The organism is Pseudomaricurvus hydrocarbonicus (assembly GCF_011602365.1).
Taxonomy (GTDB): domain Bacteria; phylum Pseudomonadota; class Gammaproteobacteria; order Pseudomonadales; family Cellvibrionaceae; genus Pseudomaricurvus; species Pseudomaricurvus hydrocarbonicus.
Window position 1 is genome coordinate 31,133 of the sequence record NZ_JAAONZ010000007.1, and the last position, 13,795, is coordinate 44,927.

The 13,795-nt window shown below is 54.9% G+C and carries 14 protein-coding genes; 6 read left to right on the forward strand and 8 right to left on the reverse strand.

Going from position 1 to position 13,795, the window contains the following annotated elements:
* Positions 1-13: 13 nt before the first annotated feature.
* Positions 14-856, forward strand: coding sequence for an SDR family NAD(P)-dependent oxidoreductase (locus tag G8770_RS10945; RefSeq protein ID WP_167186194.1), 843 nt, complete (start codon positions 14-16; stop codon positions 854-856).
* A 73-nt stretch (positions 857-929) separates the two neighbouring features.
* On the opposite strand, the gene G8770_RS10950 is transcribed toward G8770_RS10945, so the two are convergent.
* From G8770_RS10950 to G8770_RS10960, 3 genes are all read right to left on the reverse strand, one after another.
* A complete protein-coding gene (locus G8770_RS10950) occupies positions 930-3,191 on the reverse strand; it encodes a TonB-dependent receptor (RefSeq protein WP_167186197.1) in 2,262 nt (753 codons plus the stop codon).
* Between the two features lie 586 nt (positions 3,192-3,777).
* Positions 3,778-4,845 carry an alkene reductase gene (locus tag G8770_RS10955; RefSeq protein WP_167186200.1) on the reverse strand — a complete coding sequence of 356 codons (1,068 nt, stop codon included), beginning with the start codon at positions 4,843-4,845 and terminating at the stop codon, positions 3,778-3,780.
* Between the two features lie 13 nt (positions 4,846-4,858).
* The gene (locus G8770_RS10960) at positions 4,859-5,485 is read right to left on the reverse strand and encodes a nuclear transport factor 2 family protein (RefSeq protein WP_167186203.1); all 627 of its coding nucleotides are present in this window, start codon (positions 5,483-5,485) and stop codon (positions 4,859-4,861) included.
* Between the two features lie 314 nt (positions 5,486-5,799).
* Here G8770_RS10960 and G8770_RS10965 point away from each other — a divergent pair, with 314 nt between their 5' ends.
* The 5 genes from G8770_RS10965 to G8770_RS10985 all read left to right on the forward strand — a co-directional run bounded on the left by G8770_RS10965 (position 5,800) and on the right by G8770_RS10985 (position 9,893).
* Positions 5,800-6,291 (forward strand): Lrp/AsnC family transcriptional regulator, encoded by a 492-nt coding sequence (locus tag G8770_RS10965; RefSeq protein WP_167186206.1) that lies wholly within the window; start codon positions 5,800-5,802, stop codon positions 6,289-6,291.
* Complete coding sequence (locus tag G8770_RS10970; protein WP_167186209.1) at positions 6,288-6,863, forward strand: Lrp/AsnC family transcriptional regulator; 576 nt, start codon at positions 6,288-6,290, stop codon at positions 6,861-6,863. The genes G8770_RS10965 and G8770_RS10970 overlap by 4 nt, the downstream gene beginning before the upstream one ends.
* A 70-nt stretch (positions 6,864-6,933) precedes the next feature.
* Positions 6,934-7,257 carry an amidase family protein gene (locus tag G8770_RS24395; protein ID WP_425050364.1) on the forward strand — a complete coding sequence of 108 codons (324 nt, stop codon included), beginning with the start codon at positions 6,934-6,936 and terminating at the stop codon, positions 7,255-7,257.
* A gap of 465 nt (positions 7,258-7,722) precedes the next feature.
* The gene (locus G8770_RS10980) at positions 7,723-9,342 is read left to right on the forward strand and encodes a sulfatase-like hydrolase/transferase (protein ID WP_208022195.1); all 1,620 of its coding nucleotides are present in this window, start codon (positions 7,723-7,725) and stop codon (positions 9,340-9,342) included.
* Positions 9,343-9,533: 191 nt separating this feature from the next.
* Positions 9,534-9,893, forward strand: coding sequence for a hypothetical protein (locus G8770_RS10985; RefSeq protein ID WP_167186212.1), 360 nt, complete (start codon positions 9,534-9,536; stop codon positions 9,891-9,893).
* A gap of 25 nt (positions 9,894-9,918) precedes the next feature.
* On the opposite strand, the gene G8770_RS10990 is transcribed toward G8770_RS10985, so the two are convergent.
* The 5 genes from G8770_RS10990 to G8770_RS11010 form a co-directional block, all read right to left on the reverse strand.
* A complete protein-coding gene (locus tag G8770_RS10990) occupies positions 9,919-10,377 on the reverse strand; it encodes a nuclear transport factor 2 family protein (protein WP_167186214.1) in 459 nt (152 codons plus the stop codon).
* A complete protein-coding gene (locus G8770_RS10995) occupies positions 10,374-10,958 on the reverse strand; it encodes an NUDIX hydrolase (RefSeq protein ID WP_167186581.1) in 585 nt (194 codons plus the stop codon). Before G8770_RS10995 ends, G8770_RS10990 begins: the two co-directional genes overlap by 4 nt.
* Position 10,959: 1 nt before the next feature.
* Complete coding sequence (dmpG, locus tag G8770_RS11000; protein WP_167186217.1) at positions 10,960-12,006, reverse strand: 4-hydroxy-2-oxovalerate aldolase; 1,047 nt, start codon at positions 12,004-12,006, stop codon at positions 10,960-10,962.
* 16 nt (positions 12,007-12,022) lie between these two features.
* Positions 12,023-12,919, reverse strand: coding sequence for an acetaldehyde dehydrogenase (acetylating) (locus tag G8770_RS11005; protein WP_167186220.1), 897 nt, complete (start codon positions 12,917-12,919; stop codon positions 12,023-12,025).
* 75 nt (positions 12,920-12,994) lie between these two features.
* On the reverse strand, positions 12,995-13,789 hold the full coding sequence (locus G8770_RS11010; protein WP_167186223.1) for a fumarylacetoacetate hydrolase family protein: 795 nt from the start codon (positions 13,787-13,789) through the stop codon (positions 12,995-12,997).
* Positions 13,790-13,795: the final 6 nt, after the last annotated feature.

Sequence of the window (13,795 nt, forward strand, 5' to 3'; positions counted from 1 at the left end):
ACAGGTGAACATGATGACAGAGAGACAGCAGGATTTTGACGGTAAAGTGGTGGTGGTAACGGGTGCCGGGCAGGGTATGGGACGGGCCATTGTGTGTGAATTTGCCCGCGCCGGCGCGCGGGTGGCGGCACTGGATCTGAACGAGAGTGCGCTGGCGGAAACCTTGCAGGCTACCGGTGAGCCCGAACAGCACCTGGCGCTGGGTTGCGACATCAGTGACAGCGTGGCGGTCAAGCAGGCCTTCGATCAGGTGCGTGAACGCTGGGGTTGCGTTGACGTGTTGGTGAACAATGCCGGTATTGGCCGTGCGCCAGACGATGGCAGCGATGAGATGTACGGGTTACTGGCCAAGCGCAATGCTGAATTGGCCGAGGGCAAGACCCCCACCACCCATGCTGATCACACCATCTACATGCAGGATCGTGGCTGGCGCACGGTGATGGGGGTCAATCTCGACGGGGCGTTTTACTGTTCCCGCGAGGCCATCCGGATCATGACTGAGCTGGGAAGCAGCGGCTCCATCGTCAATATATCTTCGACCTCTGCTCAATCCGGAGAAGGTGCGGTGCACTACGTCACCAGCAAAGCGGCGTTGATCGGTATGACAAGGGGGTTGGCGCGGGAAGTGGCAGGGCGCGGTATTCGCATTAACGCCGTAGCGCCGGGGCCTACCAATACACCGGTAATGGCCGGTATCCCTGAGGAGTGGATCAAGAGCATGGAGCAGTCTGTGCCACTCGGACGTATGGCGGAGCCTTCGGAAGTGGCGGCGGCGGTGGCCTGGGTGGCCAGTGACAAGGCCGGCTTCTGCACCGGCAGTGTGCTGGTGGCCAATGGTGGGTCGTATTTCTTTTAACTGAATGCGTAGTCACAACAAAAAAGCCGGCTTGCGCCGGCTTTTTTGTTGTTAACGATTTGATATCAGCGCATCAAAAGTCGTAACGCACGTCCAGGCCGTAGGTACGCGGATCGCCGAAGTAGCTGGTGGTCCACAGGCCAAACGGAATGGTGTTTTGTCGATAGTCTTGGTCGGTCAGGTTTTTCCCCCACAGCGCCACCTGTATGGCCTGGCCATTGCCAACATCAATATCCGTCAGACTGAGGCGGGCATTGATGAGGTCGTAGCTTTTGATCTGGCCGGCGGTATTGAGCGCGGGGTCGACGTAGGGGACAAAGTCATCCTGATAGCTCCAGTCCACATGCGCCAGGATCGTGCCCCAATCGTAACTGCCCACCGTGTAGTCAATACCGAGGCTGGCGGTGTTACGGCCGGCGTAAGGAAAGTCACGTTGATTCTTGAAATCCGCCATCTGGCCGCTAGCCGGATCGATTTCCAGAAATTCCTTGTACTCCGGATCGAGGTAACCGTAGCTCAGGTTGAGCTGCAAATTGTCGAGCGGTTGGGCAATGATTTCGATTTCTGCTCCGGTGACTTCGGCCTGGCCGGCATTGTCCACCGTCGACGCGCCGGCACTGCCGCTGAGAAACACGGAAAACTGCATGTCTTCCAGGTGGTTCTGGAAGACAGCGGCGTTCACCTGCAGGCGGTTGTCGAGCCAGCGGGATTTTAACCCCAGCTCGTAGGCGGTGACGGTTTCCGGGTCGTAGGAGGCAAGGAAGGTGTCCTGGCTGGTGGCTTCGCCATTGAAACCACCGGACTTCCAGCCCTGGCTGACCTTGCCGTACACGTTAATGGCATCGGTGAGCGCCCAGGAGGCAACCAAGCTCGGTGACACATTGGTCCAGGTGTCGTCGGCTTCGGTGTAGGGGATGACCACCGCCGAATCCGGGTGGGAGATGTACTGATCTTTCTCTTCTTTGGTCCAGCGCAAACCAAACGTCAGAGTCAGACGGTCTTCCAGCGCGGCCCAGGACGGTAGCCAGTCGATTTGACCGAAGGCGGCCAAAGAGGTGTTGTCCATACCGTATTCGTTGTGGCTGGCAGGAAAACCATAAATGCTCATAAAGCTGATCAGGTTTTCAATGTCGCCCTGTTCCTGAAAGTAATACAGTCCGAGGACATAGTGGGTACGCTCGGTCTGGCCGAGGAGTTGAAATTCCTGCGACACCTGATCGTAACTGACATCGCGGGAGGAGTGGAAAAAGTCCAGCGGACTGCCATCAATGTCAATCCAGTCGCCCCAGTCCATGGTGCGATACGCGGTGATGGATTTGAAGGCGGTGTCTCCCAAAAAACCCAGCTCGCCCATGTCCCAGCTGAGGTGCAGGGCGTGGCCCTGCGTTTTGGCCTTTTCGTAGCGGGACTGATCCGAGCTGATGGCAGCAGAGCGCTTGCTGTCGCTGGTGACGTAGGGGGACAGTACACCGTCCACCGGCAGCAAGATGCCGCCACCAATATCCAGTGCAGCGCCGGCCGGAACGTCGGTCAGCTGGGCCGCCGGTGGATTGGTGTCGTTGTTGCTGTAGTCGTAGGTGTACTGAACCTCGGCACGGTCGCTGCTCCACAGCGCGCTGAAGCGCCCGACCTGATTGTCGATATTGCCAAAGTCATCGCTGGACGATGGGCCCGCCATGGGATTGTTAAGCGGATCGGCGACATTGCGGGTAAAACCATCCCGGGTTTCCTGCAACAGTGCCAGGTTGGTGTTGAGGCTGCCGCCGAGCAATTCGACACTGGGGGTATCAATGCTGGTGGATAGAGAGTAGTAATCCTCGTTGCCCATGGTGGCTTTCACATTGCCGCTGAACTCGCCACTGGGCTTGCGGGTAATCAGGTTGACCGCACCGCCAATGGTGTTCTTGCCGTAGAGGGTGCCCTGCGGGCCGCGCAACACTTCGATGCGTTCCAGGTCGGCAATATCAAAAATACCACCCAGGTTTTTGCCGAGGAACACGCCGTCCATATACATGCCCACGGTAGGCTCCCAGGTAATGGCCGGATTAAACGTGACCGAGCCGCGAATACCAATGGTGGCGCCGGTGCTGTTACCCGGGGTTTTGGCAATTTGGACATTGGGGGCAAATTGCCCCACGTCGCTGACGTCCTGAATACCGCGCTGTTCCAAGCTGGACGAGTCAAAGGCGGAAATGGCGATGGGGGTATCCTGCAGTGATTGCTCTCTTTTTTGTGCGGTGACGATCACTTCTTCAATCGCGCCGTCGGCGTGGGTCAGGGAGCCGCAGCTGGCCAGGACTATGGCGAGCGGCAGGGCATGGCGTTGATACATCATAAGTCTCTCCTTTGGGGTGACGTAATTTTTATAAGGTGAAAAAAGCCCGGCACGAGGCCGGGTAAAAGTGCACTGAGGATGCATTTGAATCAGTCTTTGGTTTGCATGCCAAAGATGTTCTGGTCGTTAACGATGTTCCGTTTTTTGTTTTTCCGTCGCAGGTTGCGGCTCTGTAGCCTGTCTTAAGAGCCCATGGAGAGCCTTTTCCCAGGTAGCGTCAAGTGCAACGAGTTGCGAATCCGGCGGCCGGTCATTGCTATATAGGAGGTGTGGATGACGTCTGCAGGGGCAGTGTGACCTGGAAGCATTGGGGTCTCTCCCTTCCTGTTGTTTTTATTTTATTGTTGGTTTTTGGCTTGTTTATTTTCTTTATTGGTGATCTGTGTGATTAATATTGCATTAAATCGTAAAAATATCAAATTATAAATACGAATATGGTGGTTTTGGGGGGGGTGGAGGGGTAACGCGTTGATTTTCTAGCAGTTATTGTGGGATTTATGCGTTCCGCCCACGAGAGCGGGGGCGGAACGGAGTGCGGGCGGGTGATTTATCTAGTCAGTTCGGACGAGTCGTGTGCGGGACACGTTTATGGCGCTGGGGGGTAATCGGTGTAGCCAGTAGCTCCAGAGGTGTAAAGGGTACTGTGATCAAACGGGCTCAGATCACGCTGCTGTTGCAGCCGCTCCACCAGATCCGGGTTGGCGATAAAGTCCCGCCCGAAAGACACGGCTTGAGCCTCACCGGTTGTCAGCGTGGTGGTGGCTTCGGTGGCGCTGTAACTGTCATTGACAATCAGGGGGCCGGTGAAGTGGCGGCGGGCCAGCGCCAGATTGTCGACGGGGCCAGAGGGCATTCGAATGACATGCAGATAGGCCAGCTTCATTGGGTTAATCGCTTTCAGTAACTCACTGAAGGTTTCGTCCGGGTTGTCGTCGTGCAGGTCGTTAAAAGGGTTTCCGGGACAAATGCGCAATCCCACCCGGCCAGAGCCTCGTACTGCAATCAATGATTCCAGCGCTTCAACCACAAAACGGATGCGGTTGCTGACGTTGCCGCCGTATTGGTCACTGCGTTGATTGCTGCCGGAGGATAAAAACTGCGCGGGCAGGTATCCGCTGGTGGCATGTAACTCAACACCGTCAACACCGATGTCAAACGCCGTTTGGGCGGCTTGGCGATACTCCTCAATGACTTTGGGGATCTCTTCGGTGAGCAGGGCGCGAGGGGTATCAAAATCCACCATACCGCGAGTGTCCGTATACATTTTTCCTTTGGCCGGAATGGCCGATGGCGCAACACACTCGGCATTCTCGGCCTGATTGTCGTGGCTGACGATGCGGCCGCAGTGCATCAGTTGCATCACCAGCGCGCCATTGCGTGACTTGACGGCGTCGACGACGCGCTGCCAACCCGCCCGGTGTTGTTCGCTGACCAGGCCGGGGGTGCGGCAATACCCTTTGCCGGTTTCGCTGGGGTAGGTGCCCTCGGTAATGATCAGGCCTGCGGATGCGCGCTGGCGGTAATACTCCACGGCCTCGGGGCTGGGTGTGCCGTCGGGCAGTGCACGGCTGCGGGTCATGGGCGCCATGACGATGCGATTGGAAATATCGATGTCGCCCAGGCGTGTAGGGCTGAATAAAATATTCTGTGACATGTTGGGTCCTTACTTAGCGTACGCGAATGCGAGGATCGGGGTTGCCTTTGCGCATGGTGTTTAAAAATTCTTCCAGCGGTGCCGGTGCGGCCACTTCGGGAAGTTCTTCGCTGGGCGGGTTACTCCAGAACGCTTGCCACGATGGAAACAGTTCGTGGTAAGCGCCCTCGTAAGGTTCGCGATCAGGCCAGCGCATTTTGTTGCTGCCAATGGGTGGTTTGTTGAGATCGGTGGCGTACCAATAACAGGGCAGGCGGCGACGGAACAGCCAGCGGCCGTTGATGCGCTCGTAGTTGTCCCAGTAGATCATTTGCATAATGACCCACTCGTCGCCGGTTTCGTGTTCGTTTTTGGAGTACACAATGCCGTGGGCAGTATCTGGGCTGTCGAACTCAATGATGTGGTTGCCGATGTGGTGGGCGGTGCCTGTAAACTGCAGGCGCAGGGTGTCGTCGAGCCAGTGCTTCAGGTGTTGACGCCCCTGCTTGTCGCGACTGACTTTGATGTCCGGGGCAAACAGGTTAACGTGGGCATCCAGGTCGCGCATATCCAGTGACAGAGAATATTTGGCGGCAAGTTGACGGATTTCGTCCAGGGACTCCAGCCGGTCAATTCGGGCAGTGAGGTCATCACGGTGCATAATGGGAACCTTTATTCAGAAAATGTATGACTCTGCTGGAAAGTGACTGAAACCTGGAAGAAGAGTCTGTCACTCTGTTTGACAACACAGCAGAGAAAAGAGCATCTGCTGCCCTTTCATGTGATGAAAATATTAATACGTATAATGTATTTCGGACAATCTTTTTTAGTGAAAAATGCGTAATTATAATTTAATATATTACTCAAATGGACTAATTGGTGTGAGGCGCTGTTGTACGGGACTGGGCATTCTGGCTCGCGGCCATGCCGGGAGTGGACACCGTAATTGCAGGCTATTGTGCCGGGAGGGATGTATTGAAAAATGTAGAACATGAATCGTGTGTACTCGACGATCTGGATATACGGATCATAGAGGCCCTGAACATCGATGGTCGCATGCCGGTAACGGACATCGCCGCCCGGGTGGACTCGACACCGTCGACCGTGCGCAAGCGCATGCAGCGTATGGATGAACTGGAAGTGATGCGGGTTGTCGCCATTACGGATTATTACGCCGCTGGCTATGACGTGTTGATGGCCATTGGGGTCGAAGTGGAAAACCGCTCGGCGGAAGAAGTGGGCCTGGAACTGGCCGAGCTGGATAAAGTCTTCAGTGTCAACCTGACCACGGGCCGGTTTGATCTGGAGATTCTGGTGGCGGCGAGCAATCACGAGGAACTCAGTCAGATCGTGCATGAGGAGTTGGCTGCGGTGCGGGGCATCTCCGGGCTGGACACGGCTTTTGCTCTGGATGTGTTCAAGTACCGCTCTAATCTCGCGACGACGTTAAGGAGCATTCCCAAATGACCACCTATCAAATGGATGATGTGGATCGTAAAATTCTGGAATTTTTATCGCGCGATGCACGTATTTCCAACCGCGAAATCGCCCAGGCACTGGGGATTGTGGAAGGCACGGTGCGCGGCCGTATTCGGCGACTGCAACAGGAAAACATCATCAGCATTATGCCGGTGACTACGGTGGCGTACCATCAGAGTTGTTTTGTCGCGTTTATGGGCATCCGGGCAGATTTGGCCACCGCTCGCGAGACCGCCGAGGCGTTATCCAAACTGTCGTTTGTGCGTTTTGTGTCAACCACCCTGGGGCGCTATGAAATCCTGGCAACGGGGCTGTTTTCGTCGGGGGAAGAGTTGGTTGAGCTGGTCAACCAGCATGTGGTTACCATGCCCGGCGTCCGCCACGTGGAAACGTCCCTGGGGGTGAAAACGCTGAAATACGATTACCGCTGGGGGCGGATTCTGCCCAAGGATAAAATGATTAAACCCCAGGCGCTTACCTCTGTTGACCAGCCAAACGATGCTCCGTCTGAAGGCAAGCGGACAGTGAAAAAGAAAGCCAGCAAGTCAAAAGCGATATAGTGTTTGTCATACCTGAAATAAACAGGCGTCAATAGCTGAAACAATCACTCACAGCTCCCTTGTCTTTGGGATCTGTCCCGCCTGCGGCTCCTCGGGTGGTTCGGCGGTGGCTGTGGGTGTCCTGCCTGTGACCCACACAACCGGTGACGGCGGTTCGATTCGCTTTCCTGCGCCCGGTTGTGGTTTGTTTGCAGCCCGTCGTGGCACCCCCCTTGAAACTCACACAAGCAAACTGGCCATGGTGGCACCCCGTGGTGGTGATTTGTGGTGGCAGGGAATCTGTGGTTTGGAAAACTGTGTATCAACAATGGCAGTTTGCCAGGCCAGTCCGAAGATCAATATCCAGTGCAGGGTTTGGGATGACGTGTTTGGGCGAGGAGTTCCGCAAGGGTAAATGCGAACTGCAGGTTGTCAGCAAAGACTTACAGCCTTGTAACGGTTGATCGCTGTTAAGTTTAATTGCTTGCATGTCGAAGTAGCTTGTCGGTTTGCGTCAGTTAGCCTAAATCATTTAATTGTGCATAGCGATAGCGCAGGTTGGTGTTGTGGCTCTTTGGAGAAAGAGAATAACACCTTCAGTAGGTATGTTACAAAACAACAACAACCTGTGTTTAAGTGATTGACGATGATGGCACATCTTCCCGTTGCAAATACCCTCATACAAAAATAAATTGTCTGTCAGTGTGTAAAAACCCGATCTTATAAGATTCATTTAAATCGATATGTGACTTGATTAAGTCCAGCTTGTTAGTCTTTTTAGACTAATCATAATCTCAAATATAGTAGCTGACGGTTGGAAAAACGAAACATATTTTGGCAGCATAGGATAAAGAAAATAACGCTTACAGAAGGTGTGTCGATGAAAAAGAAAATAACAATGTTGCTGAATGGTTTCTTTTTGTTGTTGTTTTCTTGCCAGACCTGGAGTCAACAACGTCCCAATGTGGTGGTCATTGTTGCAGACGATCTTGGTTGGGCCGATGTAGGATTTCGAGGCTCTAAGATTGATACGCCCAACCTCGATCAGTTGGCGGCTGAAGGCATGGTGCTGGATCGATTTTATACCGCGCCCCTGTGTTCCCCGACCCGCGCCGCATTGATGACCGGGCGTGATCCCATTCGGCTGGGCGTCGCCTACAGTGTGATCTTACCGTGGGATAATGGCGGTGTTCATACTGATGAACACTTTATGTCTGAAGCGTTCCAGCAGGCGGGTTATCAGACTGCCATTGTTGGGAAGTGGCACCTCGGGCACTCACAGCAAGCGTTTCACCCCAATGCTCGCGGCTTTGAGGAATTCTATGGCCACCTGCACACCGAAGTGGGATTTTACCCGCCGTTTGCCAACCTTGGTGGCAAGGATTTTCAGCGCAACGGCGCCTCTATAAATGACAAGGGTTATGAAACTTTTTTGCTGGCTAACGAGGCGGAGGGATACATTAAACAGCGTGACAAAAGCAAACCCTTTTTTCTGTATTTGCCGTTTCTTGCTCCACATGAGCCACTTGATGCACCTGCCGACCTGAAACAAAAATATCGTGACTTGCCAGATCAGCGGCCGCCAGCACGCAGCACGTCGGATCAGTTGTCGGCTGCAGCCAAGGCAGCAGGAGCCCAAACTCGCGTGCCCTTGTATGCGGCTGTCGTCGACGCGATGGATCAAGCCATAGGACAAGTTCTGCAAACTCTGGCCAGCGAAGGGATTGCGGACAACACTCTGGTTTTGTTTTTTTCTGATAACGGTGCCAGCCGGGTGTTTACTCAGGGTGGGGGCAATAATGCGCCTCTGCGTGGCGGTAAAGCCGAAACGTACGAAGGGGGTATACGGGTGGTGTCGATGGTACGCTGGCCAGAGCAGATAAAAGCCGGGCAACGCCTCGATCAGGTTATGACCGTTATGGATGTGTTTCCTACGTTGGCCGCAGCTGCAGCCATTGAGCCAAACAATGTGATGCAATTTGACGGCATCAATATGTGGCCTGCCATTCAAAAGGGTGAATCCATTAATCGCGATGGCTTAATATTCTTTGGTTCCGAAATTCCCAACTATGGTTCGTTCAACTTCACCGCGTTTGATGAGCAGTGGAAGCTGGTGCAATGGGTAGAGCAGGACCTGACTGAAATTCGTATCCGCAACGAACTGTTTAATATCCAGCGTGATCCCTTTGAAGAGCATAATCTGGTCGATCAGTACCCTGAGAAGGTGGCGAGCATGGCGCAGGCGATTAAAGAATGGCGCAGCCTGTACCCGATTAATGGCGTTCGGGCTAGGGTGGCGGCACCTCCGGGTTGGCGGGCGCCGCTGGATTGGGCGGATTATCCACGCCCGGCGGAGCAACTGCAGCAAGAGGCTGCCTCCAGTATTGCGCCATCAAAGGCCATACTGTACCGCCTGGATCATCGGCTCGGGGAGCGTGGACGGTTGATTTACAACTGTCAGCCGGTGCCTTTGTCAGAGGGTGTTTGCAAATTTGACTGAGCGGTGGTGCAGCAGGCAGCGATGGTACCTCGGCAGCACCGAGGCCGTTGACTCCCTCTTGCGCATTGCCTGGGTGTTGATGATGAGCATGGCACCCTGGTGTTGCGTTTATATCCCCGCCACTATCGCCTGGTTTTTTGATGGCGGTTAGCAGCTTGAGTGCCTGACAGGCCCTATTATCACGAGGGCTGGTGGGCCAACAACGTGCCCGAGAGAATGCCCTGGCCGCGTCAACCAAACCACAGGATCAATTCCGCATTGAGGCCAGCGAGTCGCTGGCGCCGGGCAAGGTGCGTCTGCGCTACGAATTTACGCCCGATGGGCCGGGTTTTATGCGTGGCGTCAAGGTCGCAATTTTTGCTAACGTTGAGCCAATAGCCAATAGCCAAGGGTCGGTGGAGAAAACCATTGTCACCATGGCAGGGCTGAGCGAGATCCTGGACGTGGGCTTTGATGCCGGTGCGCCAGTGACCGAAGACTATCCGGGGCAGGGGCCTTTCCCCGCTACCATCGACCGGGTGGACATCAAGCTCGGTCCATTTTTAAGTTGAGGAGAAGCTGCGCTGTATGCGCAGCTCATTCGGAAAGGGGCGTAACCAATTGTGATGTCACGGTACAGATGGTGGTGCTAATACGCCATTTACCGTCGATTCGCACATAGTCATCGTCGTAAAACGCTCCCAGTTGGGTGACGAGTTTTTCCTGGCGGTTAATTTGGTGAAAGTACAGCTGCCAGGTGGCGCGTGCCTGGGTGCTGCTTAGGATATCGATTTGCGGGTTCTGACCGTGGTGCATATCGATGATGTAATCGTGATTGCCCAGTTGGTTAAAGATTTCGATGAGTCCCTCGCGGTGCTCAAAGCGGCCGATTGGGCCGTAGTCAATCAGCACTGGACCATCTACGAAACAGTCGCGAATAATTTCCACCTGTTTACGGTCGCAGGCACTTAGATAACGGGCTTTTAGCTGTTTAATGGCTTCGATGGCTTCCAGCCGCGCCAATCTGTCAGCCAGTGTGTTTGAGAATTCAGTCATAATCGGTGAAGGTGGCTATCGTCATTTTGTATGACCTGATTGACACCGTTTTTCAATGTCCCCAGGTATACGTTAAAGTGTTGATTTTGTATGTCTCGGTAGAACAAACTGACGTTTTCCACAACTTCCGGGAAGGCAAAATCGTCAAACGGAAACTCGTCCAGCGTCAGTAGGCGGGCTTCTTCGGCTTCCGGTGTGGTGGCAAACTCCGGCGAGAGCAAGGGCGCGTGAAACACGATATAGACCTGGTTCATTTGGGTCAAATTACCAACCATGTGCAGGGACATTTTATCCATATCGACACGTGCCCGCGTTTCCTCATAGAGTTCGCGGGCGGCGGCTTCCACCAGAGTTTCGTTTTCCTCCATAAACCCTGATGGTGCCGCCCACTTGCCTTTAAAAGGCTCGGTGCCACGTCGAATCCACAGCACCTTGTCTTCCCAGGTGGCGTAGCATGAAACCAGTATTTTCGGGTTCTGGTAATGCACGTAATGACAGTGTGTGCAGCGGAAACGCGGGATGGGGTCGTCAGCCGCCACCCGTTTTTCAACCCGGTGTCCACACTCACTGCAAAACTTCATCTCAACCCCGGGCTTTAGCCATTTCCATCGCCACTTCCTCGATCAGGTCTTCCTGACCGCCGATGGCTTTGCGTTTGGCCATTTCCAGCAGGATATCCTGGGAAGGCACGCCGTACTTGGCACCGGCACGCTTGGCAAACAGCAGGAAGGAGGAATAGACACCGGCATAACCCAGCGTCAGCGAATCGCGATCGACGCGCACCAGTTCATCCATCATCGGAATAATCTGTTCTTCGGCCACGGCCATCAGTTTAAAGATGTTCACCCCGGTGTCGGCCTGCATGCGATCCATCACGGCGGCAAACACTTCCAGCGGCGTGTTGCCGGCGCCGGCGCCCAGTCCAGCGGCAGAGCCGTCAATGCGGTTGGCGCCCGCAGCCACAGCGGCCATGGAATTCGCCACACCCAGTCCCAGGTTGTGGTGGCCGTGGAAACCCAGTTCGGTTTCCGGTTTCAGGTTGGCGCGCAGCAGGGTGATACGCTCGGTCACTTCGTGCGGCAGCATGTAGCCTGCGGAGTCGGTGCAGTAGAGGCAGTTCGCGCCGTAGGATTCCATCAGCAGAGCCTGTTGCAGTAACTCTTCTGCACTGATCATGTGGGCCATCATCAGAAAGCCGACGGTGTCGAGACCCATTTGACGGGCCAGACCGATGTGCTGCTCGGAGACATCGGCTTCGGTGCAGTGGGTGGCAACGCGAATGGTGCTGACACCCAGATCGGCAGCCATTTTCAGGTGATCTACCGTGCCGATTCCGGGCAACAACAGCGCCGAAATTTTGGCGTTTTTCATCTTTGGCACCACCGCGCCCAGGTATTCCGCGTCGGTGTGGGCCGGAAAACCGTAGTTGACGGAGGCGCCTCCCAGACCGTCGCCATGGGTGACTTCGATCAGCGGCACACCCGCTTCGTCGAGTCCGGTGGCTACGTCGATCATTTCAGCCAGAGAAATCTGGTGACGCTTGGGGTGCATGCCATCGCGCAGACACATATCGTGCAGCGTGACTTTGCGGTTTTTAAAATGGGTGGGGTTCAATTCTGTTGAGCTCATGTGTGCATCTCTCCGGTTAAGCCAGCTGGCCGTTGGCCATCGCTTCGGCGTACATTTCGGCGGTGCGTAACGCCGCGGCGGTCATAATGTCCAGATTGCCGGAGTACTTGGGCAAAAAGTCACCCAGGCCTTCCACTTCCAGAAACACCGTAACGCGGTTGCCGTCAAATACCGGACCGTTTTTGAGGCGATAGCCGGGGACGTATTTCTGAACCTCTTTGATCATTTCCTGCACCGATTCGGTGATGCGAGCCTGATCCGGTATTTCCTTGGTCAGACAGTGAACGGTGTCGCGCATGATCAGCGGTGGCTCGGCGGGGTTAACCACAATGATGGCCTTGCCCTTTTTGGCGCCGCCCACCTGTTCAATGGCGCTGGCGGTGGTGCGGGTGAATTCGTCGATGTTTTTACGGGTGCCCGGACCGACAGATTTGGAGGACACGGTGGCAACAATTTCACCGTAATCCACTTCTTGCACGCGGCTGACGGCGTTGACCATGGGAATGGTGGCCTGACCGCCACAGGTGACCATGTTGACGTTTTCCTTGCGCCCTTCTTGCAGCAGATCGTTAAGGTTCACCGGCGGCACACAAAAGGGGCCGATGGCGGCGGGTGTCAGATCAATCATGAGCACGCCTTTCTCATTCAGCTTGCGCGAGTTTTCCGCGTGGACGTAAGCTGAGGTGGCGTCAAAGGCGATCTGAATGTTGTCTTCCTCGACGGCATCGAGCATGCCGTCAACACCACTGGTGGAGACTTTCATGCCGAAATCGCGAGCGCGTTTGATGCCCTCGGACTCTTCGATGCCGACCATCCAGACCGGTTCGATCCAGTCACTGCGCATGGCTTTCATTAACAGATCGGTCCCGATATTACCGGGGCCGATAATCACGGCGCGTAATTTTTTGTTCATGGTCAATTCCTGTCACTGTGTTTAAAGAACACTGTCTATATTTAACAATCACTTTCAATGTCGGACTGATCAGCTTCAGCTAAAACGCACGGTGGCGCTGCCCAGACCAATCAGTTCCATATGCATCTCATCGCCGGCAACCACGGGTTCAAGTGGCACCAGTGAACCGGACAGAATCACTTCGCCGGCTTTAAAAGGTATGCCGAATTCCCCCAGAGTATTGGCCAGCCAGGCCACGGCGGTGAGGGGATTGCCCTGCACAGCGGAGCCTTTACCGCTACTGATGTGTTCGCCGTTTTTGTACACTTTCACTTCCAGATTCGGCAAGTCGACGCTATGAGGGTCGATGGCTTCATCGCCGAGTACAAACACTCCGCAAGATGCGTTGTCCGCCACGGTGTCCTGAATTTTGATGTTCCAGTCGTCAATGCGCGAATCGACAATCTCAAAGCAGGGCAAAATGCACTCGGTGGCTGCCAGTACATCCGCCTCGGTGACGCCGGGGCCTTGCAGGTCGGCTTTCAAGCGGAAGGCAATTTCCGCTTCGGCGCGGGGTTGTATCAGATTGCCGGCAATTTTCGCCTCGCCGCGGTTGGGGATTGCCATGGGCGCGGTGAGAAAACCAAAGTCAGGCTGGAAGACGCCGAGCATGTCTTGCACCGCCGCGGAGGTGACCCCAATTTTTTTACCGACGATGCTCTCGCCGTCGCGCTCAAGACGGGCCGCCAGCATGGCTTCGGAAATCCGGTAGGCATCTTCAATATCGATATCCGCGTAGCGGTCCGTCAAAGGTGCCAGCGTGCGACACTCGCGCATGGCCTGATAGAGCTCCAGGCCCAGTTGTTGATGTTGCTGTTCAGTTAAACTCATGAGATG